We start from the raw sequence: 20,415 nt of genomic DNA on the forward strand, positions 1-20,415 counted from the left end.
GCGGGGAGCCTCCGTACGCCGCAAGGTCACAGGCCCGCCGCACCGTCCTTGATCCCGTCCCAGAATCCGGGCAGTTCGGCCTCCACGCGCACCGCGCGCTGCTCCTCGCGCTCATGGAGGACGCCGTAGGTGAAGGCGCTCTCCCCCGCCGCGTGGGCGACCGCCGACAGCTCCCGCAGGGCCTGCCGGGCCATCACACTGTCCTGGTGTTCGCCGAGCAGGTTCTGCAGGGCCTTCATGGACTTGACCATGGTCCTGGCCGGCTTGCCGAGGACGGGTTCGGCCGCCTCCGCCGCGTAGCGGGTGCGCTTGGCCTTCTTGCGGGCCTCGTGCAGCGCGACGTCCCGGTCGGTGCCGGGCTCCAGGTCGGCCGCCTGCCCGATCAGGGCGGAGACCTTGCGGAAGTCCTTCCGCACGGCCTTGGCGATCGGCTGGTGGGGCTCCTTGCCGGCGGCCTTCAGCAGCGGCGGGTCGGCGATCAGCGCGTCCACGGTGTCGAGCAGGGTCAGGTAGCGGCGGGAGTCCAGGACGCCGAGGAGGCGGCCGCGGGCCCCGCTGTGCTCGGCGCTGGACCACGAGCGCAGGCGCTCCGCGAGCGGGCCGCGGACCAGGCCGTCGGGTGCCTCGTCGACGGCCGCGGTCAGCCGGTCGGTCAGCACCTCGCGGTCCCGGTCCAGGCCCAGCTCGCCGGCGAGCCACTTCAGCTCCTCGCCGATGGGGTCGGTGACGGTCCGGTCGAGGATCTTGCCGAACGACTTGAAGGTGCTGCGCAGCCGGCGGGTGGCCACGCGCATGCTGTGCACGGAGTCCTCGACGTCCCGGCGGACGGCGGGGTCGAGCTCGACGATCGCGTCCCGCTGGGTGCGCACGTAGGCGAGCACATGGTCGCCGGCGGTCACCGGTTCCCGGGCGGGTGCGGAGGCGCGCCGCTTCTTCGGGGCCGTCTCCTCGAGGGCGCGGGCCAGCTTCGACGACGACGCCGAGGGCCGTACGCCCGCTTTGCGCAGCCGCTTCTCCACCTTGTCGAGCAGGGCCGGGTCTCCCCCGTCGGCCAGCTCCACCTCCACCTCGGTCCACTGCGCCTGACCGCCGCGGCCCGTGAGCCGTTCGGCGTGCACCGTGTCCACGCTCACCTCGGCGAGCAGCCGGCCGTCGGCGTCGAGCAGGTGGCGTACGTCGCGGTCGGAGCGCAACCGGACCATCGGTAGCAGCTCGCTGTCGCGGACCCGGGAGCGGACCAGCGCGGCCAGGTCGTCGGGGAGGGTGTCGGAGAGGGGGGCGTGGATCTCGTCGCGGACGTGCGGAGCGATCGGGAACTTCAGGTGCCAGCCCGCGTCGGAACCGCCTGTGCGGCGGCGCAGGGTGACGGACGACGCGGCGAGGCGTTCGTCGCCGGTGTCGTGGTAGGTGGCGTCGAGGTGGGCCACGCCCTTGTCGACCACGGCCGCGACCCCGGCGACTCCGGTCAGGTCGGGGAGTCCGCTGTCCGCCGACTCGTACTTCCGCTCGATCTCGCGCTTGCTGTCCGCCATGAACCGAATCTAGTCGGCCGGGGCGCGGGGCGGCAGAGGGCCACCCCGCGCGGTGTCATGCCGACATCGGCCGCTGCACCCGGATCGACTGCAGCAACCCCACCGCTATCCACACGGCGAACATCGATGATCCACCGTATGACACGAAGGGCAGCGGCAGGCCGGTGACCGGCATGATGCCGAGTGTCATGCCGACGTTCTCGAAGGTCTGGAAGGCGAACCAGGCGACGATGCCCGCGGCCACGATCGTGCCGTACAGGTCCGGGGTCTCCCGGGCGATGCGGCAGGCCCGCCACAGGAGGATGCCGAGCAGCACGATGATCAGGCCGCCGCCGAGGAAGCCCAGTTCCTCCCCCGCCACGGTGAAGACGAAGTCCGTCTGCTGTTCGGGCACGAACTGGCCGGTGGTCTGCGAGCCGTGGAAGAGGCCGGAGCCGGTCAGGCCGCCCGAACCGATGGCGATACGGGCCTGGTTGGTGTTGTAGCCGACGCCGGCCGGGTCGAGTGCGGGGTTGGCGAAGGCGGCGAAGCGGGCGATCTGGTAGTCGTCGAGCACCCCGAGCTGCCAGACGGTGACCGCGCCGAGGGTGCCCGCGCCGAGCAGGCCGAACACCCATCGGTTGGACGCCCCGGAGGCCAGCAGCACGCCGAGCACGATGATGACCATCACCATGACCGACCCGAGGTCGGGCATCAGCATCACGATCAGCATGGGCACGGCGGCAAGCCCCAGCGCCTGCACGACCGTGCGGTGGTCGGGGTACTGCTTGTCGCCGGCGTCGACCCGGGCCGCCAGCAGCATCGCCATGCCCAGGATGATCGTGACCTTGACGAACTCCGAGGGCTGGAGCGAGAAGCCGCCGGGCAGCTTGATCCAGGAGTGGGCGCCGTTGATGGTGGAGCCGAGGGGGGTCAGCACCAGCAGGATCAGCAGCAGCGAGAAGCCGTAGAGGACGGGCACGGCCGTGCGCAGGGTGCGGTGGCCGAGCCAGATGGTGGCGGCCATCAGGGCGAGGCCGATGCCGGTGTTCAGCAGGTGCCGGACGAGGAAGTAGTACGGGTCGCCCTGGTTGAGCTCCGTGCGGTTGCGGGTCGCCGAGTAGACGAGGAGCGTGCCGAGCAGCGACAGGGCCAGCGCCGACAGCAGGATGGGCCAGTCGAGCCGCCGCGCCACCGAGTCACGGGCCAGCAGCCGCGTCCAGCCGGAGCGCTCGGGCCCGTAGCCGGAGACCTGGAAGCTGTTCACACCGCCGGTCATGCTGGCAACCTCCGGCTTCCCCGGCGGCGTCGCCTTCGGGTGTCACGGTTCTCGGGTGTCGGCGGGGGCGCCGTCGCCGGCTGGAGCGGGTCGGCCGGGGCGTTCGGGTCCTTCTTGTCGGCCTTCTGGTCCTTGGCGGGGTCTTTGGAGACCTTCGGGGAGGCGATGGTGCCGTCCGTCTTGACCTTCGGCAGGGCCTTCTGCGGGGTCGGCAGCAGGGCCTTCTTGGGGTTGATGTCGCCGTCCTCGGAGACGCCGTACAGCGCGTTGTAGATGTTGCGGACGGCGGGGCCCGAGGCGCCGGAGCCCGTACCGCCCTGGGAGATCGTCATGACGATCGAGTAGTCCTTGGTGTACGTGGCGAACCAGGAGGTCGTCTGCTTGCCGTAGACCTCCGCCGTGCCCGTCTTGGCGTGCATCGGGATCTTGTCCTGCGGCCAGCCGCCGAACCTCCAGGCGGCCGTACCGCGGGTGGCGACTCCCGCGAGGGCTTCGTCTATTTCGTCGCGCGTCTTCTGCGTCATCGGCAGCTTGCCGTGCGACTCGGGCTTGATCGGCGTGACGGTCTTGCCGTCGGCGCTGATGACGGCCTTGCCGACGGAGGGGTTGTAGAGGGTGCCGCCGTTGGAGATGGCCCCGTAGATGGTGGCCATCTGGATGGGCGTGACGAGCGTGTCGCCCTGGCCGATGGAGTAGTTGACGGAGTCACCGGCGCGCATGCGGTTGCCTTCGAGGCAGTTCTCGTAGGCGATCTTCTCGGCGTAGCTGCCGTTGCGCTTGCCGGTGCGGCACCAGGCGTCCTTGTTGGCCTTCCAGTAGTCCAGTTTCCACTGGCGGTCGGGGACGCGGCCGGTGACCTCGTTGGGCAGGTCGATGCCGGTTTCCTTGCCGAGGCCGAACTGGTGGGCGGTCTTGTAGAACCAGTCGCCCGGGTTCTTCTTCGGCTTGGTGCCGCCGTCGCGCTTCCACTCCTCGTGGGAGAGCCGGTAGAAGACCGTGTCGCAGGAGACCTCCAGGGCGCGGCCGAGGCTGATGGGGCCGTATCCCTTGGACTCGAAGTTCTTGAAGACCTGACCGCCGATCGAGTACGAGCTGGAGCACTGGTACGGGCCGTTGAAGGAGTAGCCCGCGTTGACCGCGGCGGCCGTCGGGACGACCTTGAAGATGGAGCCGGGTGCCGACTGGCCCTGGATGGCGCGGTTGAGCAGCGGGTAGTTGGAGCTCTTGCCGGTGAGCCGCGCGTAGTCCTTGGCGGAGATGCCGCCCACCCAGGCGTTCGGGTCGTACGTGGGGTTCGAGGCCATGGCGACGACGCGGCCGGTCCTGGCCTCCATCACCACGACGGCGCCGGAGTCGGCCTTGTAGTTGGTGCCGGTGTTCCGGTCGTGCTGCTTGCGGGCTTCCTTCATCGCCTCGTGCAGCTGGTACTCGGCGATCCGCTGGACGCGGGAGTCGATGCTGGTGACGAGGTTGTCGCCGGGGTGGGCCGGGTCGGCCTCGGCCTGCCCGATGACCCGGCCGAGGTTGTCGACCTCGTAGCGGGTGACGCCGGCCTTGCCGCGCAGCGCCTTGTCGTACTGGCGCTCCAGGCCGGAGCGGCCGACCTGGTCGGAGCGCAGATACGGCGAGTTGGTGTTCTGCGCCTTCTTGATCTCCTCGTCGGTGACCGGTGAGAGGTAGCCGAGGACCTGGGCGGTGTTGGCCTTGCCGGGGCTCGGGTAGCGGCGCACGGCCTCCGGCTCGGCGGTGATGCCGGGGAAGTCCTCGGCGCGCTCGCGGATCTGGAGGGCCTGCTTGGCGGTGGCCTCGTCGGTGATGGGGATGGGCTGGTACGGCGAGCCGTTCCAGCAGGGCTGCGGCGTCTTGGCGTCGCACAGCCGGACCTTCTCCTGGACTTCCTTGGTCGTCATGCCCAGGACTTTGGCGAGCTTGGCGAGGACTTCCTTGCCGTCGTCCTTCATCTTCAGCAGGTCGGTGCGGGAGGCGGAGACCACCAGCCGTGTCTCGTTGTCCGCGAGGGCCACGCCGCGGGCGTCCAGGATCGAGCCGCGGACGGCGGGCTGGACGACCTGCTGGACGTGGTTCCCCGACGCTTCCTTGGCGTATGCGGCGCCCTCGCGGATCTGGAGGTACCAGAGGCGTCCGCCGAGGGTGAGCAGGAGGGACAGGACGAGGACCTGGATGACGACGAGCCGGATCTGGACCCGTGAGTTCCTGCCGGTCTCGGGGATGTTGGTCACTGCGGCTGCCTCCCCCTCTCGGTGCGCGTACGGATGTGCGGGTCCGCAGGTGCGTCCGGGTACGCATGTGCGGATACGAGTGATGAACGACCGGCCCACGAGCCGGCGTTCCTACGGGACCGACCCGTTCGGGTGAACTTCCCCGCGTTCACAGCCGCTTGACCCCCTTGATGCGTCCGGCACGTGCCATCCGCGCCCGGGCCGCCTTCACCCGCAGCCCGTTGCGCTGGCTGCCGATCTTCAGTCCGGTGCCGCCGGAGAGCCAGCCGGAGGAGATGTCCGTGGCCCTGGCCGCGGCCGAGGTCGACTCGGCGAGCGGGTCGTTCTCGGCACGCCGGGCCAGGGCCATGATCCCCGGCACGACGAACGGGGCGAGCAGCAGGTCGTACAGGGCGGCCGTGAACAGCAGACTGCCGAGGCCCACATGGCGGGCGGCGGTGTCCCCGACGAGGGCGCCGACCCCGGCGTACATCAGGGTGGAGCCGACCGCGGCGGCGACCACGACGGCCATGGGGCCGGTCGCGGACTTCAGCTGGCCCGTCTCTGGTTTCACCAGGCCCGCGAGGTAGCCGATGACGCACAGCACGAGGGCGTAGCGCCCCGCGGCGTGGTCGGCGGGCGGGGCCAGGTCGGCGAGCAGACCCGCGCCGAAACCGACGAGGGCGCCGCCCACGTGCCCGTACACCAGCGCGAGGCCGAGCACGGTGAGCAGCAGCAGGTCGGGCACGGCGCCCGGCAGGTGGAGGCGGGCGAGGACGCTCACCTGGATCACCAGGGCGACGACGACCAGGGCGGAGGAGAGCAGGATCCGGTTGACGCGCATGGGGTGACAGCTCCTACTGCTCTTGCTGGTTCTGGCCGTCCACGGGGGCCTCGGCGGACGGCGTCACGGTCACCGTCACCGTCGGCCTCGGGGTGGGCTTGGGCTTGGGCGGGAGCACCGTGTCACGCGGGTCCTTCTTCGGCGCCTCGACGACGACACCGACGATGTCGAGCTTGGTGAAGGCGGTGTACGGCGTGACGTAGAGCGTGCGGGTCAGGCCGCCGCCGGAGGGGTCCACGCGGGAGACCACGCCGACGGGCACGCCGGGTACGAACGGCCGGTCGGCCTGGGAGCCGAAGGTGACCAGGCGGTCGCCCTTCTTCACCTCCGCCTTGCCGTTGAGGAGTTCCACGCGCAGCGGGCGGTCGCCCTGTCCGGAGGCGAAGCCGAGCTCGTCGCCGGACTCCATGCGGGTGCCGACCGTGAAGTCGGGGTCGCTGGCCAGCAGGACCGTGGCGGTGTTGGGGCCGACGGTGGTGACGCGGCCGACGAGCCCGTCCCCGTTCAGGACGGTCATGTCGCGTGTGATGCCGTCCTTGGCGCCGACGTCGATGGTGATGGTCCAGGAGAAGCCCTGCGCGGCTCCGATGGCGATGACCTCGGCACCCTTGATGCCGTACTGGCCCTGGCCGGCGATCTTCAGCATCTTGTCGAGCTGCTTGAGGCGGCTGCGGCTGCGGTCGTCGCTGCCGAGCCGCGCCTTCAGGGCCGCGTTCTCCTCTTCCAGCACGGCGAGCCGGTCGTGCCGCTCCCCGGAGTCGCGGATGGCGGAGACCGCGTTGCCGACCGGGTCGACCGCGGCCGAAACCCCGCTCTCGATCGGGCCGAAGACGGTTGCCGCGGCCTGCCGGGCACCGTCGACGGGCGAGTCCTCCCCGCCGCGGATGTCCACCGTGATCAGCGCGAACGCGACGGCGATCAGCAGCACCAGGAGCAGCCGGCTCTCTCGTGTGTCCCTCACGTGCGGCGGCCGTGCCCTTCCTCATAGGAATTCGGGAAGCCCCAGGGAAACCCGAGGGGCTGCTATGTGGGAGCTTATGCAGCTGTATCAACGATCCGCCGTACGAGAGGAGATCGTCCCGTACGGCGGAATCGAAGAGTTATGTCATCTGCGCGGTTGGGCGTCCAGCACCTGCTGGAGCGCCTCGAACTCCTCGACGCACTTTCCGGACCCGAGCGCCACACTGTCGAGGGGGTCCTCGGCGATGTGGATCGGCATGCCGGTCTCCCGGCGCAGCCGCTCGTCGAGGCCCCGCAGCAGCGCTCCGCCGCCGGTCAGAACGATTCCTCGGTCCATGATGTCGCCGGACAGCTCCGGCGGACACTTGTCGAGGGTCGTCTTGACGGCGTCGACGATCGCGTTGACCGGCTCCTCGATCGCCTTGCGGACTTCGGCGGCGGAGATGACCACGGTCTTCGGCAGCCCGGAGACCAGGTCCCGGCCGCGGATTTCGGTGTGCTCGTCGGAGTCGAGGTCGTACGCCGAACCGATCGTGATCTTGATCTGCTCGGCCGTGCGCTCACCCAGGAGGAGGGAGTACTCCTTCTTGATGTGCTGGATGATCGCGTTGTCCAGTTCGTCGCCCGCGACACGGATGGACTGGGCGGTGACGATGCCGCCGAGGGAGATGACCGCGACCTCCGTGGTGCCGCCGCCGATGTCGACCACCATGTTGCCCGTGGCCTCGTGGACCGGCAGGCCGGAGCCGATGGCCGCGGCCATGGGCTCCTCGATGATGTGCACCTGACGGGCGCCGGCCTGGGACGACGCCTCGATGACGGCGCGGCGCTCGACGCCCGTGATGCCCGAGGGCACACAGACGACGACCCGCGGACGAGCCAGATACCGCCGCTTGTGGATCTTCAGGATGAAGTAGCGGAGCATCCGCTCGGTGATCTCGAAGTCGGCGATCACGCCGTCCTTCAGCGGACGAACGGCAACGATGTTGCCGGGCGTGCGCCCGATCATCTTCTTCGCTTCGGCACCGACCGCGAGGATGCCACCGGTGTTGGTGTTGATCGCCACGACGGACGGCTCATTGAGTACGATCCCGCGACCCCTGACGTACACCAGCGTGTTGGCGGTCCCGAGGTCGACAGCCATGTCACGGCCGATGAACGACATTGAGTTCCCCATCAGGATTCGTCTGGCCTTCCCACTAGCTTTTGAGGGCTTATCAGGTAGGCAAAGGTGGGTGCTGTGACGTGAAGGCTTCCATCGTAGACGCGCCTTCGCGAACACTGCGGGAGGGTCTCCGCCATTGTCAGCAGATGCCGTCCGCATTCGCTTCTGGAGACGGGCGTTCGGGGACCATCGTTCCCTCGATCGCCACGCATATGCCGCAAAGTCCGGGGGCCTGGGCCCCCGGGCCTGCCGTATGTGCTGGTGGGGTGCGGACGCTACGCCCGGCCGGGGAAGAAAATCTTCACCTCGCGCTCGGCGGACTCCTCGGAGTCGGAGGCGTGGATCAGGTTCTCCCGGACGATCACACCGAAGTCGCCGCGGATGGAGCCGGGCGCCGCGGCGATCGGGTCGGTCGGGCCGGCGAGTGCGCGCACGCCCTCGATGACCCGCTCACCCTCGACGATCATCGCAACGACCGGCCCGGAAGCCATGAACTCCACCAGCGGCTCGTAGAAGGGCTTGCCCTTGTGCTCGCCGTAGTGCTGCTCCAGCGTGTCCTGGTCCAGCGTGCGCAACTCCAGCGCGGTGATCGTCCAGCCCGCCTTGCGCTCGATGCGGCTGATGATCTCGCCGGTCAGACCACGACGGACGGCGTCGGGCTTGAGGAGGACGAGGGTGCGCTGGCTCACGACGGGCTCCTTGTGCGTACGTAAAGGTTTTGCGGTGGGACGAGATTACCCGGCGTGTCGGGGCGCTTGTTACGCAGCGTCAGGTGTGGAGGAGCTCGCCTGGGCCGCGAATCTCGCCTTGGCCTCGTCCACCTTCCGGCCGTAGTGCACCGACGCCCACCACAGGGCCGCGAAGATCGCACCCAGGAAGTACATGGTCGGGACGATGAAACCCGACGCGATGAGCGCGATCTGCAGCGCCCAGCCGAGGGCGACCCCGCCCGGACGCGTCACCAGGCCGCACAGCACCAGGCACAGGAACATCGCGATGCCGCTGACCGTCCACACGGTCGCCATGGACAGGTCGGGGTCCTTCATGGCGACCAGACCGGCGAATCCGATGACGAAGAACTCGCCGATCAGCGTCGAAGAACAGAGCATGCGCACGGGACTCAGCCCCTCCCCAGGAGCAGTCGGGCCTCGCCGACGGTGATGACGGAACCGGTGACGAGCACACCGCCACCCGCGAACTCGCCTTCCTCCTCGGCCAGCGTGATGGCGGCTTCCAGCGCGTCGGGCAGCCGCGGCTCGACCTGGACGCGCTCCTCGCCGAACACCTCCACGGCGATACCGGCGAGCTCGTCGGCGTCCATCGCGCGGTGGCTGGAGTTCTGCGTGACCACGACCTCGGCGAACACCGGCTCGAAGGCCTCCAGCAGCCCCCGTACGTTCTTGTCGCCGCTCGCGCCGACCACGCCGATGAGGCGGCTGAACTGGAACGCCTCCCCGACCGCCTCGGCCGCCGCCCGGGCACCCGCCGGGTTGTGGGCGGCGTCCAGCACGACCGTCGGCGACCGGCGCACGACCTCCAGCCGGCCCGGCGAAGCCACGGCGGCGAAGGCCTTGCGGACCGTGTCCAGGTCCAGCGCGTCGGCCCGCTGCGCGCCGACGCCGAAGAACGCCTCGACGGCGGCGAGCGCGACGGCCGCGTTGTGCGCCTGGTGCGCGCCGTGCAGCGGCAGGTACACCTCGCGGTACTCGCCGCCCAGCCCGCGCAGCGTCATCAACTGCCCGCCGACGGCCACCTGCCGCTCGACGACACCGAACTCCAGCCCTTCGCGGGCCACGGTCGCGTCCACCTCGACGGCCTTCTTCAGCAGCACCTGCGCCGCGTCGACCGGCTGCTGCGCCATGATGACCGTCGCACCCTGCTTGATGATGCCGGCCTTCTCCGTGGCGATCTCGGCGTGCGTGCTGCCGAGCCGGTCGGTGTGGTCGAGGTCTATCGGCGTGACGACGGCGACGTCCCCGTCGATCACGTTCGTGGCGTCCCAGGAGCCGCCCATGCCGACCTCGACGACGCCGACGTCCACGGGGGCGTCGGCGAACGCCGCGTACGCCATGCCGGTGAGCACCTCGAAGAAGGACAGCCGGTACTCCTGCGCGGCGTCGACCATCTCCACGTAGGGCTTGATGTCCTGGTACGTCTCGATGAACCGCTCGGGCGGGATGGGCGCGCCGTCGAGGCTGATGCGCTCGGTGATCGACTGCACGTGGGGAGAGGTGTAGCGGCCGGTGCGCAGCTCGAAGGCGCCGAGCAGGGCCTCGATCATGCGGGCCGTGGAGGTCTTGCCGTTCGTCCCCGTGATGTGGATCGACGGGTACGACCGCTGCGGCTCCCCCAGCACGTCCATCAGCGCGGCGATACGGCTGACGGACGGCTCCAGCTTGGTCTCGCCCCACCGGGTGGCGAGCTCTGTCTCCACCTCGCGCAGGGCCTTGTCGACCTCGGGGTCGGCGGGGCGCGTGGGGATGTCGGCGTCGGGCGGGCCGCCCTGGGTGCGCAGCGTTCGGCTGCCGGCCTCGATGACCGCGAGGTCGGGGTCGCGGGTGGTCTCCTCCGCGATGATCTCGTCGAAGGTGTTGAGGGGGTCGGGCTGGTCGTCGGCGTTGTGGTCTGGAGGGAGCTCGCTCACGGGGCCAGTCTACGGAGACCGACTGACATTGCTTGCGGTGGCTTATGTCCCTGGGCGGCTGCGCGTCCGTGGGGGGTCGCTCGCACAGTCCCCCGCGCCCCTGAAAAGCAGGTACACGCCCCCGAGTCACGTCTGAGGCCCCCGGGCCTGACGGCTCCGGGGGCCTCACACACCGTACGTATCGTTACGCCTGCGGCAGGCGCTCCAGCTGGGACTGGATCCGGGCGATGTCCTCCTCCGCCTTGGTGAGGCGGGTGCGGATCTTGTCCACGACGTGGTCGGGGGCCTTCGCCAGGAACGCCTCGTTGCCGAGCTTGGCGTTGGCCTGCGCCTTCTCCTTCTCCGCCGCCGCGAGGTCCTTGGCGAGGCGCTTGCGCTCCGCCGCCACGTCGATCGTGCCGGAGAGGTCGAGGGCGACCTCGGCGCCGGCGACCGGGAGGGTCGCCGTGGCCGTGAAGGCGTCGCCCTCCGGCTGGAGGCGGAGCAGCTGGCGGATGGCCGCCTCGTGGGGCGCGAACCGCGTGCCGTCCAGGGTCAGCCGGGCCGGGACCCGCTGGCCGGGCTGGAGGCCCTGGTCGGCGCGGAAGCGGCGGACCTCGGTGACGACCGACTGCAGGCTCTCGATCTCGCGCTCGGCGTCGGCGTCCCGGAAGCCGCTGTCGTTCGGCCAGTCGGCGATGACGACCGACTCGCCGCCGGTCAGCGTCGTCCACAGGGTCTCGGTGACGAAGGGGACCACCGGGTGCAGCAGCTTCAGCGTGACGTCGAGGACCTCGCCGAGGACGCGCTTGGAGACCTCGGCCGCCTCGCCGCCCGCCTGGAACGTCGTCTTGGACAGCTCGACGTACCAGTCGAACACCTCGTCCCACGCGAAGTGGAACAGGGCGTCGGAGAGCTTCGCGAACTGGTAGTCCTCGTAGAACGCGTCGACTTCGGCGACGACCGTGTTGAGGCGGGAGAGGATCCAACGGTCCGTCGAGGACATCTTCGACGGGTCCGGCAGCGGCCCGTCCACCGTCGCGCCGTTCATCAGTGCGAAGCGCGTCGCGTTCCAGATCTTGTTGGCGAAGTTGCGGGAACCCTGGACCCAGTCCTCGCCGATCGGGACGTCGACGCCCGGGTTGGCGCCGCGGGCGAGGGTGAAGCGCAGGGCGTCGGAGCCGTACTTGTCCATCCAGTCCAGCGGATTGACCGCGTTGCCGAAGGACTTCGACATCTTCTTGCCGAACTGGTCGCGGACCATGCCGTGCAGGGCGATGGTGTGGAACGGCGGGGTGCCGTCCATCGCGTACAGGCCGAACATCATCATCCGGGCGACCCAGAAGAAGAGGATGTCGTAGCCGGTGACCAGGACCGAGTTCGGGTAGAACTTCGCGAGCGACTCGGTCTGCTCGGGCCAGCCGAGCGTGGAGAACGGCCACAGGCCGGAGGAGAACCAGGTGTCGAGGACGTCCGTGTCCTGACGCCAGCCCTCCGCCTCGGTCCCGGGCGGCTGCTCGTCGGGGCCGACGCAGACGACCTCGCCGTTCGGGCCGTACCAGACCGGGATGCGGTGGCCCCACCACAACTGCCGCGAGATGCACCAGTCGTGGAGGTTGTCGACCCAGTCGAAGTACCGCTTCTCCATCTCCTGCGGATGAATCTTGACCTTGCCCTCGCGGACGGCGTCACCGGCGGCCTTCGCGAGCGGTCCGACCTTGACCCACCACTGCATGGACAGGCGCGGCTCGATCGTCGTCTTGCAGCGCGAGCAGTGGCCGACCGAGTGGACGTACGGCCGCTTCTCGGCGACGATCCGCCCTTCGGCGCGCAGGGCCGCGACGATCGCCGACCGCGCTTCCAGCCGGTCCAGGCCCTGGAAGGGGCCGTGGGCGGTGATGACCGCGTGCTCGTCCATGATCGTCAGGGCCGGGAGGTCGTGACGCTGGCCGATCTCGAAGTCGTTCGGGTCGTGCGCCGGGGTCACCTTGACGGCACCCGTGCCGAACTCGGGGTCGACGTGCTCGTCCGCGACGACCGGGATGGAACGGTCGGTCAGCGGCAGCTTGACCTGCTTGCCGATCAGGTGCCGGTAGCGCTCGTCCTCGGGGTGGACGGCGACGGCCGTGTCACCGAGCATCGTCTCGGCGCGGGTGGTGGCCACGACGATGGTGTCGTCCCCGTCGCCGTACTTCATGGAGACGAGCTCGCCGTCGTCGTCCTGGTACTCGACCTCGATGTCCGAGATGGCCGTCAGACACCGGGGGCACCAGTTGATGATGCGCTCGGCGCGGTAGATCAGCTCGTCGTCGTAGAGGCGCTTGAAGATGGTCTGGACGGCCTGGGACAGGCCCTCGTCCATCGTGAAGCGCTCGCGCGACCAGGCGACACCGTCGCCCAACCGCCGCATCTGGCCGCTGATCTGCCCGCCGGACTCGCCCTTCCACTGCCAGACGCGCTCGACGAACGTCTCACGGCCCAGGTCGTGGCGGGACTTGCCCTCCTTGGCGAGCTCCCGCTCGACGACGTTCTGCGTGGCGATACCGGCGTGGTCCATGCCGGGCTGCCACAGCGTCTCGTACCCCTGCATGCGCTTGCGGCGGGTCAGGGCGTCGATGAGCGTGTGCTCGAAGGCGTGCCCCAGGTGGAGCGAGCCCGTGACGTTCGGCGGCGGGATGACGATGGTGTACGGCGGCTTCTCGCTCTTCTCGTCCGCCTCGAAATAACCCCGCTCTACCCAGCGCTCGTACAGCGGCCCCTCTACGTCGGCCGGCGCGTACTGGGTCGGCAGGTCGGTGCTGGGCGCTGGTGGCTGCTGCTGAGCGTTCTCGGTCACGCGGGTCAGTTTAGAGGTGTCACCGCCCCGTCCCGAAACGCGTTTGCTTCGTAACGGTGGGGGGCCCGATGCCATGCACACGACGGGTCTGCGCCAGGATGTCCGGAACACATAAGCATCTGGAGGGGAACCCAGAACATGAGCTACAACCAGCCGGGCCCGTACGGCGGACAGCCCCAGCAGCCCGGTCCGTACGGCCACCCCGGTCCGTACGGCCAGCCGCCGCAGGCGCCCCAGCCTGGTTACGGCTACCCGCAGCAGGCCCCTCCGCCCCAGCCCGGCTACGGCTACCCGCAGCAGCCCCCGCAGGGCGTCCCGCCCCAGCAGGCCCCTTACGGCCAGCAGCCCCCGTACGGCCAGCAGCCGCCCTACGGTCAGCAGCCCCAGTACGGCGTCCCCCAGCCCCCGGCCCCGGGCGGGGGCAAGAAGAAGACCGGCCTCGTCATCGGCGCGGTCGCGGTCGTGGCGGCCATCGGTGTGGGCGCGTACTTCGTGATCGGCGGGGGTGGCGGCGGCCTGGAGGACGACGGGCCGCACAAGCTGGCTACGCCGGCGACCGTGCTCAGCGAGTACAAGCGCACCACGAAGGACGGGCAGACCGCCTCCGACGACTTGACGTCGGAGCTGGAGAAGAGCGGCGTCAAGAACGCCAAGTCCGCGGCGGCCCTCTACTCCACGGTGGACCTGAGCGACTACGACCCCGACGATCCGTCGTCCGAGGCGAAGATGGCAACGGCCAAGACCCTTTCGGTGGCCGGTGCCTATGGTGAGATCTCCGACCCGGAGGCGACTCTGGATCTGTTCCTCGCCAACTTCAAGAAGTCGGCCGAGAAGGAGTCCTCCACCGGATCCGACAAGCCCGAGCTGATCGGCGAGCCCGAGGCGGCGGATCTCGACGGCGCGGTCATGAAGTGCCAGTCGCTCAAGGGGCAGGACCAGCGGACCAAGACGGAGAAGACCAACTGGTTCTGCGCGTGGGCCGACTACAGCACGATCGCCGTCGTGTCGCCGGGTGAGGCATCCCAGGGCGTCACGAAGGACGTGGCGATCGACCTCACCACCAAGGCCCGCAAGGAAGTCCGCGTCAAGGTCTGACGCCGGCAACGACGAAGGCGCCCAGCAACTGTGCCGGGCGCCTTCGTGTGAAGTGGGTGACTAGGCCGTCTTCTGCTCCCCCGGCCCACGTCCCCGCGCATCCCGCGGGATCAGCGTCGGGTTGACGTTCGACTGGACGACGTCCGCCGTGATGACGACCCGGGCCACGTCCTTGCGGGACGGGACCTCGTACATCACGCCCTGGAGGACCTCCTCCATGATGGCGCGCAGGCCGCGCGCGCCGGTCTGGCGGAGGATGGCCTGGTCGGCGATCGCCTCGAGGGCCTCGCGCTCGAAGTCCAGCTCCACGCCGTCGAGTTCGAAGAGGCGCTCGTACTGCTTGACGAGCGCGTTGCGCGGCTCGACCAGGATCTGGAGCAGCGCCTCGCGGTCGAGGTTGTGGACCGAGGTGATGACCGGGAGGCGGCCGATGAACTCGGGGATCATGCCGAACTTGACCAAATCCTCCGGCATGACCTCCTGGAACTGGTCCTTGGACTCCATCTCGCGCTTGGAGCGGATCTGCGCGCCGAAGCCGATGCCCTTGGCACCGGCCCGGGACTCGATGATCTTCTCCAGCCCGGAGAAGGCGCCGCCCACGATGAACAGCACGTTCGTCGTGTCGATCTGGATGAACTCCTGGTGGGGGTGCTTACGGCCGCCCTGCGGCGGGACCGAGGCGGTGGTGCCCTCCAGGATCTTCAGCAGCGCCTGCTGGACGCCCTCGCCCGAGACGTCGCGCGTGATCGAGGGGTTTTCACTCTTCCTCGCGACCTTGTCGATCTCGTCGATGTAGATGATCCCGGTCTCGGCCTTCTTGACGTCGTAATCGGCCGCCTGGATCAGCTTGAGCAGGATGTTCTCGACGTCCTCGCCGACGTATCCCGCCTCCGTGAGGGCCGTGGCGTCGGCGATCGCGAAGGGGACGTTCAGCATGCGCGCGAGGGTCTGCGCGAGGAGGGTCTTGCCGGAGCCCGTGGGGCCGAGGAGCAGGATGTTGGACTTCGCCAACTCGATGGCGTCGTCGCGGCCGTTCGCCCCGCCGTTCTCGCCGGCCTGGACTCGCTTGTAGTGGTTGTACACCGCTACGGAGAGGGCCTTCTTGGCGGCCTCCTGGCCGACCACATAGCCCTCGAGGAACTCGTAGATCTCACGAGGCTTCGGGAGCTCCTCCCAGCGGACCTCGCTGGTCTCAGCGAGTTCTTCCTCGATGATCTCGTTGCAGAGGTCGATGCACTCGTCGCAGATGTACACACCGGGCCCTGCGATGAGCTTCTTGACCTGCTTCTGGCTCTTGCCGCAGAACGAGCACTTGAGCAGATCGCCGCCGTCACCGATGCGTGCCACGGTGTGCTTCCCCTTCGCCTGGGAGACTCCTGGACGTCAACGTCCAGCGGACTCCTGGTGCTGCCTTATGTCCGACGGTACCTTGCCGGGCCCCCCGTCCGGGCCCCCCTTGGCGCGGTTCGCTTTGACGTGAACCGAGCCAAACCATGCCAAGGGGCGGCAGACGATACAGCCTCTCGCCTCAGCGCAGGCTCGAGTTGTCCATCTTCCGGGTGCTGATGACCTGGTCGATCAGGCCGTAGCTCAGCGCGTCCTCGGCCGTGAGGATCTTGTCGCGCTCGATGTCCTCGCGGATCTTCTCGACCGGCGTGGTGGAGTGCTTGGCCAGCATGTCCTCCAGCTGCGAGCGCATCCGCAGGATCTCGTTCGCGGCGATCTCCAGGTCGGAGACCTGACCGCGGCCGGTCTCGCTGTACGGCTGGTGGATCAGCACACGCGCGTTCGGCAGGGCCATGCGCTTGCCCGGCGTACCGGCGGCCAGCAGGACGGCGGCGGCGGAGGCCGCCTGGCCCATGCAGACCGTCTGGACGTCCGGCTTCACGTACTGCATCGTGTCGTAGATCGCGGTGAGCGCCGTGAAGGAGCCGCCGGGGCTGTTGATGTACACCGAGATGTCACGGTCGGGGTCCATCGACTCCAGGCACAGCAGCTGTGCCATGACGTCGTTGGCGGAGGCGTCGTCGATCTGGACGCCGAGGAAGATCACGCGCTCCTCGAAGAGCTTCGCGTACGGGTCGTACTCGCGGATGCCCTGGGAGGTGCGCTCGACGAAGCGGGGAATGATGTAGCGGGACTCGGCCTGCGGGCCGGTGTAGCGGCCCTGGGAGGCGCTCATGTCCTGCACGGCGTGCATACGGTCGTAGATCCCGCTGCCGGGGAACTGGTTCACGGTGTCTCCTGAGAAGGGGCTGAGGCGGTCGGCTGGGGCTGTCTGGGGTCGCTCGGGGCCCGGGAAGGGCTCCGTGGGCCTCACGGGGCGCCACAGGCCCCGTGGGGACCGCTCAGGCCCCGGTGCCGCCGCCGCCCGGCATACCGGCGGCCGTCGTCATCACGTCGTCGATGAGGCCGTACTCCTTGGCCTCGAAGGCGTCGAACCAGCGGTCGCGGTCCGAGTCGCGGGTGATCTGCTCGATCGTCTGGCCGGTGTGCTGGGAGGTCAGCTCGGCCATGCGCTTCTTGGTGTGCAGCAGCCGCTCGGCGTGGATCTTGATGTCCGAGGCCGAGCCGGCGAGGCCGGCGGAGGGCTGATGGATCAGAATCTCGGCGTTCGGCAGCGCGAAGCGCTTGCCGGGGGTGCCCGCGCTGAGCAGGAACTGGCCCATCGAGGCTGCCAGGCCCATGGCGATGGTCACCACGTCGTTCTTGATGTACTGCATGGTGTCGTAGATCGCCATGCCCGCCGTGATCGAACCGCCGGGGCTGTTGATGTACAGGTAGATGTCCTTCTCCGGGTCGGAGGCAAGGAGCAGCAACTGTGCGGTGATCTTGTTCGCGATGTCGTCGTCGACCGGCTGGCCGAGGAAGATGATCCGCTCGTTGAGCAGCCGGTTGTAGACCTGGTCACCGAGGCCACCACCGATGGAAGGCTCGCCGGCGGCTGAGGGCATCAGATTCGTCACGTATCCACCTGCTCGTCTTACGACGGCGCCGGGCCGTCTCACGTTTCCCTAGGGGCTAGGAGCCGTTCGGGGACTCCACTGCCCTCGTATTCATGGACCCTAACGCGCGGGTCCCTTCGGGGAATCCCGGGAATGGGAGTGTTCGCCGGGGGCGTAGCGCGCGGGGCTCCGCCGGGGGCCGTGCGGTCTCGTCGAGGGTGGTGCGGAAATCACCGGGCCGCAGGCGGGTGGGGGCTTGTCGCACGGTTCCCCGCGCCCCTGGAGTGCGCTGGCCCCTGTGGGCGGCAAGAAGGCCCTGGGGCGCACCCCAGGGCCTTCCTCACAACCTCACCGACGCCGGGACTCAGCCCTCGGTCTTCTCCTCGGCGGACTCGGCCGGGGTCTCCTCGGCGGAGGCCTCGGTGGTCTCCTCGTCCTCGTCGTCGAGGTCGACGATCTCGCCGTTGGTGTCCTTGACCGTGGCCTTCTCGACCACGACGGCCAGGGCCTTGCCGCGGGCGACCTCGCCGACCAGGAGCGGAACCTGGCCGCCCTCGACGACCGCCTGGGCGAACTGGTCGGGGGACATGCCGGAGGAGGCCGCACGCCGCATGAGGTGCTCGGTGAGCTCCTCCTGGTTGACGTTCAGCTTCTCCTGCTTGACGAGCTCGTCGAGCACGAACTGGGTCTTGATGCCCTTGACCGCGGCTTCCTTGGTCTCGGCGTCGAACTCCTCCTCGCTCTTGCCCTGGATCTCCAGGTACCTCGGGAGGTCGAGGCCCATCTGGCCGAGCTGGTGGTGCTCGAGGTTGTGCTTGCGGGTGTTGATCTCGTCCTCGAGCAGCTTCTCGGGGACCGGGACCTCGACCAGCTCGAGCAGCTTCTCCAGGACGCGCTCCTGGGCCTGCGTGGCCTGGTCGTACTGCTTCATGTTCTCGAGGCGCTTGCGGCTGTCCGCGCGCAGCTCCTCCATGGTGTCGAACTCGGAGGCGAGCTGCGCGAACTCGTCGTCCAGCTCGGGCAGTTCACGCTTGGCGACCTGGGTGACCTTGACGGTGACCTCGGCCTCCTTGCCGGCGGCGGAGCCGCCCTTGAGCTCGGAGGTGAAGGTGGTCTCGCCACCGGCCTCCAGGCCCTTCACGGCGTCGTCGATGCCGTCCAGCAGCTCGCCGGAGCCGATGGTGTAGGAAACGCCGTCGGCGACTCCGTCCTCGAGGACCTCGCCGTCGACCTTGGCGCGCAGGTCGATCGTCAGGACGTCGCCGTCCTCGGCGGCACGCTCGACCGGGGCCGTGGAGGCGAAGCGCTCGCGCAGCTCCTCGACGGCCTTGTCGACGTCCTCGTCGGTGACCTCGACCGCGTCGACCTCGACCTCGATGCCGGAGAAGTCCGGGATCTCGATCGTCGGGCGGATGTCGACCTCGGCGGTGAAGTTCAGCGTCTCGCCGTCCTTCAGCTCGGTGATGTCGACCTCGGGCTGGCCCAGCACGCTGAGCTCGGCCTCGTTGACCGCGTCGGTGTAGAACTTCGGAAGCGCGTCGTTGACCGCCTCCTCCAGAACCGCACCGCGGCCGAACCGCTGGTCGATGACCCGGGCCGGGACCTTGCCCTTGCGGAAGCCCTTCACCGTGACCTGCTGGTTGATCTTCTTGTACGCCGCGTCGAGGCTGTCCTTGAGCTCCTCGAAGGGCACCTCGACAGTGAGCCGAACCCGAGTCGGGTTCAGGGTCTCCACGGCGCTCTTCACGGTTCGGTCTCCTTGTGGCTGACTTCTTGGGTTGCCGGGGCCAGAACGGCCCGGCGGATTTCGCCGCCCGGAGGACTGCAGACGATGAGACACACGGGCGTGCAGCTTGCATAGTAACGGCAGCGACTACACCGCCCAAAAGGCGATCACGTGAGTGACCGGATGGGCGATCACGCGAGTGATCGGGTGGCTGGTCGGGGTGGCGGGATTTGAACCCACGGCCTTCCGCTCCCAAAGCGGACGCGCTACCAAGCTGCGCCACACCCCGTCTGGTGCGACACGTAGGGTACATGCCGACAGGCGGTGTCGCGGCCGCATTTCCACAGGGTGCGTGCCGCGTCGCCTCCGACGGGAATGCGGTGTGCGACGCAGGGGGCCGACCCGCTACGATGCCTTCAGTGCCGCGCGGTCACCCGACCTGCGGCGCGTCGTGTGCGGGCGTAGCTCAATGGTAGAGCCCTAGTCTTCCAAACTAGCTACGCGGGTTCGATTCCCGTCGCCCGCTCTTCATGGCTCAGGGCCAGGTCAGAGGATCATTCCTCCGCCTGGCCCTGAGTGTTTCCGGGGCTGCGTTCGGTCCAGCGTGTCCCCCGCGTGCCCCTCCGGCTCCTGATCTTGCTTCCGCCTGGGCTTGCGGCCCTTGTCGACCAGGTCGCTCAGCGCGTCAGCGATCAGCCGGTCACGTGCGGCGCTCGCGTGCTGATAGATCAGCGCCGCCCTGGCCGTGCTGTGGCCCATGCGCGCCATCACGCGGGCGCGCGCCGCCTCTGCGGCGCGCGGCCTGCCTCCTGTCTGCGCCCCGGCCGGCCGCGCCCGGCGGCTGCGGACGACCGAGCCTGGGGGAAGGATGCGCCTGCACAGCCATCGCGTCGATCACTAATCTGACTGGTCCGTACCCGCAGCGCACCCAAGGGGGACTCGCATGATCGAGCTAGGCATCCTGTTCGGCCTGTTTCTGGTCACAGCTCTGGCTTTGATCTTCGTACTCCTGCGACGACAAAACGGTCGTACGGAAAACGCCGACGGACTCCTCATCGAGCAAGCACGGCGGATACAGGCACAGAACGATCGAGCGACCTACGGAACCGGGGCAGCGAACGGCCACTTGCCAACCGTGCGCGATCCCTACCGCCCCTAGTCGCAGACAGACCGTGGGGCGAGGCGCTCACTGCTCGCGTGAACGCCCAGCTG

At 69.0% G+C, this 20,415-nt stretch carries 16 protein-coding genes and 2 tRNA genes; 3 read left to right on the top strand and 15 right to left on the bottom strand.

Annotated features, from left to right (window positions below; all coding sequences use genetic code 11):
* Positions 1 to 26: 26 nt before the first annotated feature.
* From CEB94_RS13880 to CEB94_RS13925, 10 genes are all read right to left on the bottom strand, one after another.
* Positions 27 to 1,532: a CYTH and CHAD domain-containing protein gene (locus CEB94_RS13880; protein ID WP_175432520.1), complete on the bottom strand. Its 1,506-nt coding sequence runs from the start codon at positions 1,530 to 1,532 to the stop codon at positions 27 to 29.
* 55 nt (positions 1,533 to 1,587) lie between these two features.
* Complete coding sequence (rodA, locus tag CEB94_RS13885; protein WP_175432521.1) at positions 1,588 to 2,790, bottom strand: rod shape-determining protein RodA; 1,203 nt, start codon at positions 2,788 to 2,790, stop codon at positions 1,588 to 1,590.
* Entirely contained in the window at positions 2,787 to 5,030 is a 2,244-nt protein-coding gene (gene mrdA / locus CEB94_RS13890) for a penicillin-binding protein 2 (protein WP_175432522.1), read from the bottom strand. Before mrdA ends, rodA begins: the two co-directional genes overlap by 4 nt.
* 148 nt (positions 5,031 to 5,178) lie before the next feature.
* The gene (gene mreD, locus CEB94_RS13895) at positions 5,179 to 5,853 is read right to left on the bottom strand and encodes a rod shape-determining protein MreD (RefSeq protein WP_175432523.1); all 675 of its coding nucleotides are present in this window, start codon (positions 5,851 to 5,853) and stop codon (positions 5,179 to 5,181) included.
* Positions 5,854 to 5,866: 13 nt separating this feature from the next.
* A complete protein-coding gene (gene mreC, locus CEB94_RS13900; protein WP_175432524.1) occupies positions 5,867 to 6,814 on the bottom strand; it encodes a rod shape-determining protein MreC in 948 nt (315 codons plus the stop codon).
* A 144-nt stretch (positions 6,815 to 6,958) separates the two neighbouring features.
* A complete protein-coding gene (locus tag CEB94_RS13905; protein WP_004001297.1) occupies positions 6,959 to 7,978 on the bottom strand; it encodes a rod shape-determining protein in 1,020 nt (339 codons plus the stop codon).
* Positions 7,979 to 8,253: 275 nt separating this feature from the next.
* Complete coding sequence (gene ndk / locus CEB94_RS13910) at positions 8,254 to 8,667, bottom strand: nucleoside-diphosphate kinase (RefSeq protein ID WP_175432525.1); 414 nt, start codon at positions 8,665 to 8,667, stop codon at positions 8,254 to 8,256.
* Positions 8,668 to 8,736: 69 nt separating this feature from the next.
* On the bottom strand, positions 8,737 to 9,093 hold the full coding sequence (locus CEB94_RS13915; RefSeq protein ID WP_175432526.1) for a DUF4233 domain-containing protein: 357 nt from the start codon (positions 9,091 to 9,093) through the stop codon (positions 8,737 to 8,739).
* A gap of 5 nt (positions 9,094 to 9,098) precedes the next feature.
* Positions 9,099 to 10,622: a bifunctional tetrahydrofolate synthase/dihydrofolate synthase gene (gene folC, locus CEB94_RS13920; RefSeq protein WP_175432527.1), complete on the bottom strand. Its 1,524-nt coding sequence runs from the start codon at positions 10,620 to 10,622 to the stop codon at positions 9,099 to 9,101.
* Between the two features lie 184 nt (positions 10,623 to 10,806).
* The gene (locus CEB94_RS13925) at positions 10,807 to 13,437 is read right to left on the bottom strand and encodes a valine--tRNA ligase (RefSeq protein ID WP_175432528.1); all 2,631 of its coding nucleotides are present in this window, start codon (positions 13,435 to 13,437) and stop codon (positions 10,807 to 10,809) included.
* Positions 13,438 to 13,575: 138 nt separating this feature from the next.
* On the opposite strand from CEB94_RS13925, the gene CEB94_RS13930 reads away from it, so the two are divergent.
* Positions 13,576 to 14,532 carry a hypothetical protein gene (locus CEB94_RS13930; RefSeq protein ID WP_175432529.1) on the top strand — a complete coding sequence of 319 codons (957 nt, stop codon included), beginning with the start codon at positions 13,576 to 13,578 and terminating at the stop codon, positions 14,530 to 14,532.
* Between the two features lie 60 nt (positions 14,533 to 14,592).
* Here CEB94_RS13930 and clpX read toward each other — a convergent pair whose 3' ends face one another.
* From clpX to CEB94_RS13955, 5 genes are all read right to left on the bottom strand, one after another.
* The gene (clpX, locus tag CEB94_RS13935; RefSeq protein ID WP_062926847.1) at positions 14,593 to 15,879 is read right to left on the bottom strand and encodes an ATP-dependent Clp protease ATP-binding subunit ClpX; all 1,287 of its coding nucleotides are present in this window, start codon (positions 15,877 to 15,879) and stop codon (positions 14,593 to 14,595) included.
* Positions 15,880 to 16,060: 181 nt separating this feature from the next.
* Positions 16,061 to 16,768, bottom strand: coding sequence for an ATP-dependent Clp protease proteolytic subunit (locus CEB94_RS13940; RefSeq protein WP_381044388.1), 708 nt, complete (start codon positions 16,766 to 16,768; stop codon positions 16,061 to 16,063).
* Between the two features lie 112 nt (positions 16,769 to 16,880).
* Positions 16,881 to 17,486 (bottom strand): ATP-dependent Clp protease proteolytic subunit, encoded by a 606-nt coding sequence (locus CEB94_RS13945; protein WP_175436996.1) that lies wholly within the window; start codon positions 17,484 to 17,486, stop codon positions 16,881 to 16,883.
* Positions 17,487 to 17,841: 355 nt separating this feature from the next.
* Positions 17,842 to 19,224 carry a trigger factor gene (gene tig / locus CEB94_RS13950; RefSeq protein ID WP_175432530.1) on the bottom strand — a complete coding sequence of 461 codons (1,383 nt, stop codon included), beginning with the start codon at positions 19,222 to 19,224 and terminating at the stop codon, positions 17,842 to 17,844.
* Positions 19,225 to 19,415: 191 nt separating this feature from the next.
* Positions 19,416 to 19,492 (bottom strand) — tRNA-Pro (locus tag CEB94_RS13955).
* Positions 19,493 to 19,658: 166 nt separating this feature from the next.
* Between CEB94_RS13955 and CEB94_RS13960 the strand changes: the two genes are divergently transcribed.
* Positions 19,659 to 19,729: transfer RNA gene (locus CEB94_RS13960), tRNA-Gly, on the top strand.
* Between the two features lie 417 nt (positions 19,730 to 20,146).
* Complete coding sequence (locus tag CEB94_RS13965; RefSeq protein WP_175432531.1) at positions 20,147 to 20,362, top strand: hypothetical protein; 216 nt, start codon at positions 20,147 to 20,149, stop codon at positions 20,360 to 20,362.
* Positions 20,363 to 20,415 lie beyond the last annotated feature (53 nt).

This window comes from Streptomyces hawaiiensis (assembly GCF_004803895.1).
Lineage (GTDB): Bacteria > Actinomycetota > Actinomycetes > Streptomycetales > Streptomycetaceae > Streptomyces > Streptomyces hawaiiensis.

Coding starts and splice junctions, on each gene's coding strand:
- CEB94_RS13880 (WP_175432520.1), bottom strand. CDS start 1,532: ATGGCGGACAGCAAGCGCGAGATCGAGCGGAAGTACGAGTCGGCGGAC.
- rodA (WP_175432521.1), bottom strand. CDS start 2,790: ATGACCGGCGGTGTGAACAGCTTCCAGGTCTCCGGCTACGGGCCCGAG.
- mreD (WP_175432523.1), bottom strand. CDS start 5,853: ATGCGCGTCAACCGGATCCTGCTCTCCTCCGCCCTGGTCGTCGTCGCC.
- CEB94_RS13905 (WP_004001297.1), bottom strand. CDS start 7,978: ATGTCGTTCATCGGCCGTGACATGGCTGTCGACCTCGGGACCGCCAAC.
- CEB94_RS13930 (WP_175432529.1), top strand. CDS start 13,576: ATGAGCTACAACCAGCCGGGCCCGTACGGCGGACAGCCCCAGCAGCCC.
- CEB94_RS13945 (WP_175436996.1), bottom strand. CDS start 17,486: ATGCCCTCAGCCGCCGGCGAGCCTTCCATCGGTGGTGGCCTCGGTGAC.
- CEB94_RS13965 (WP_175432531.1), top strand. CDS start 20,147: ATGATCGAGCTAGGCATCCTGTTCGGCCTGTTTCTGGTCACAGCTCTG.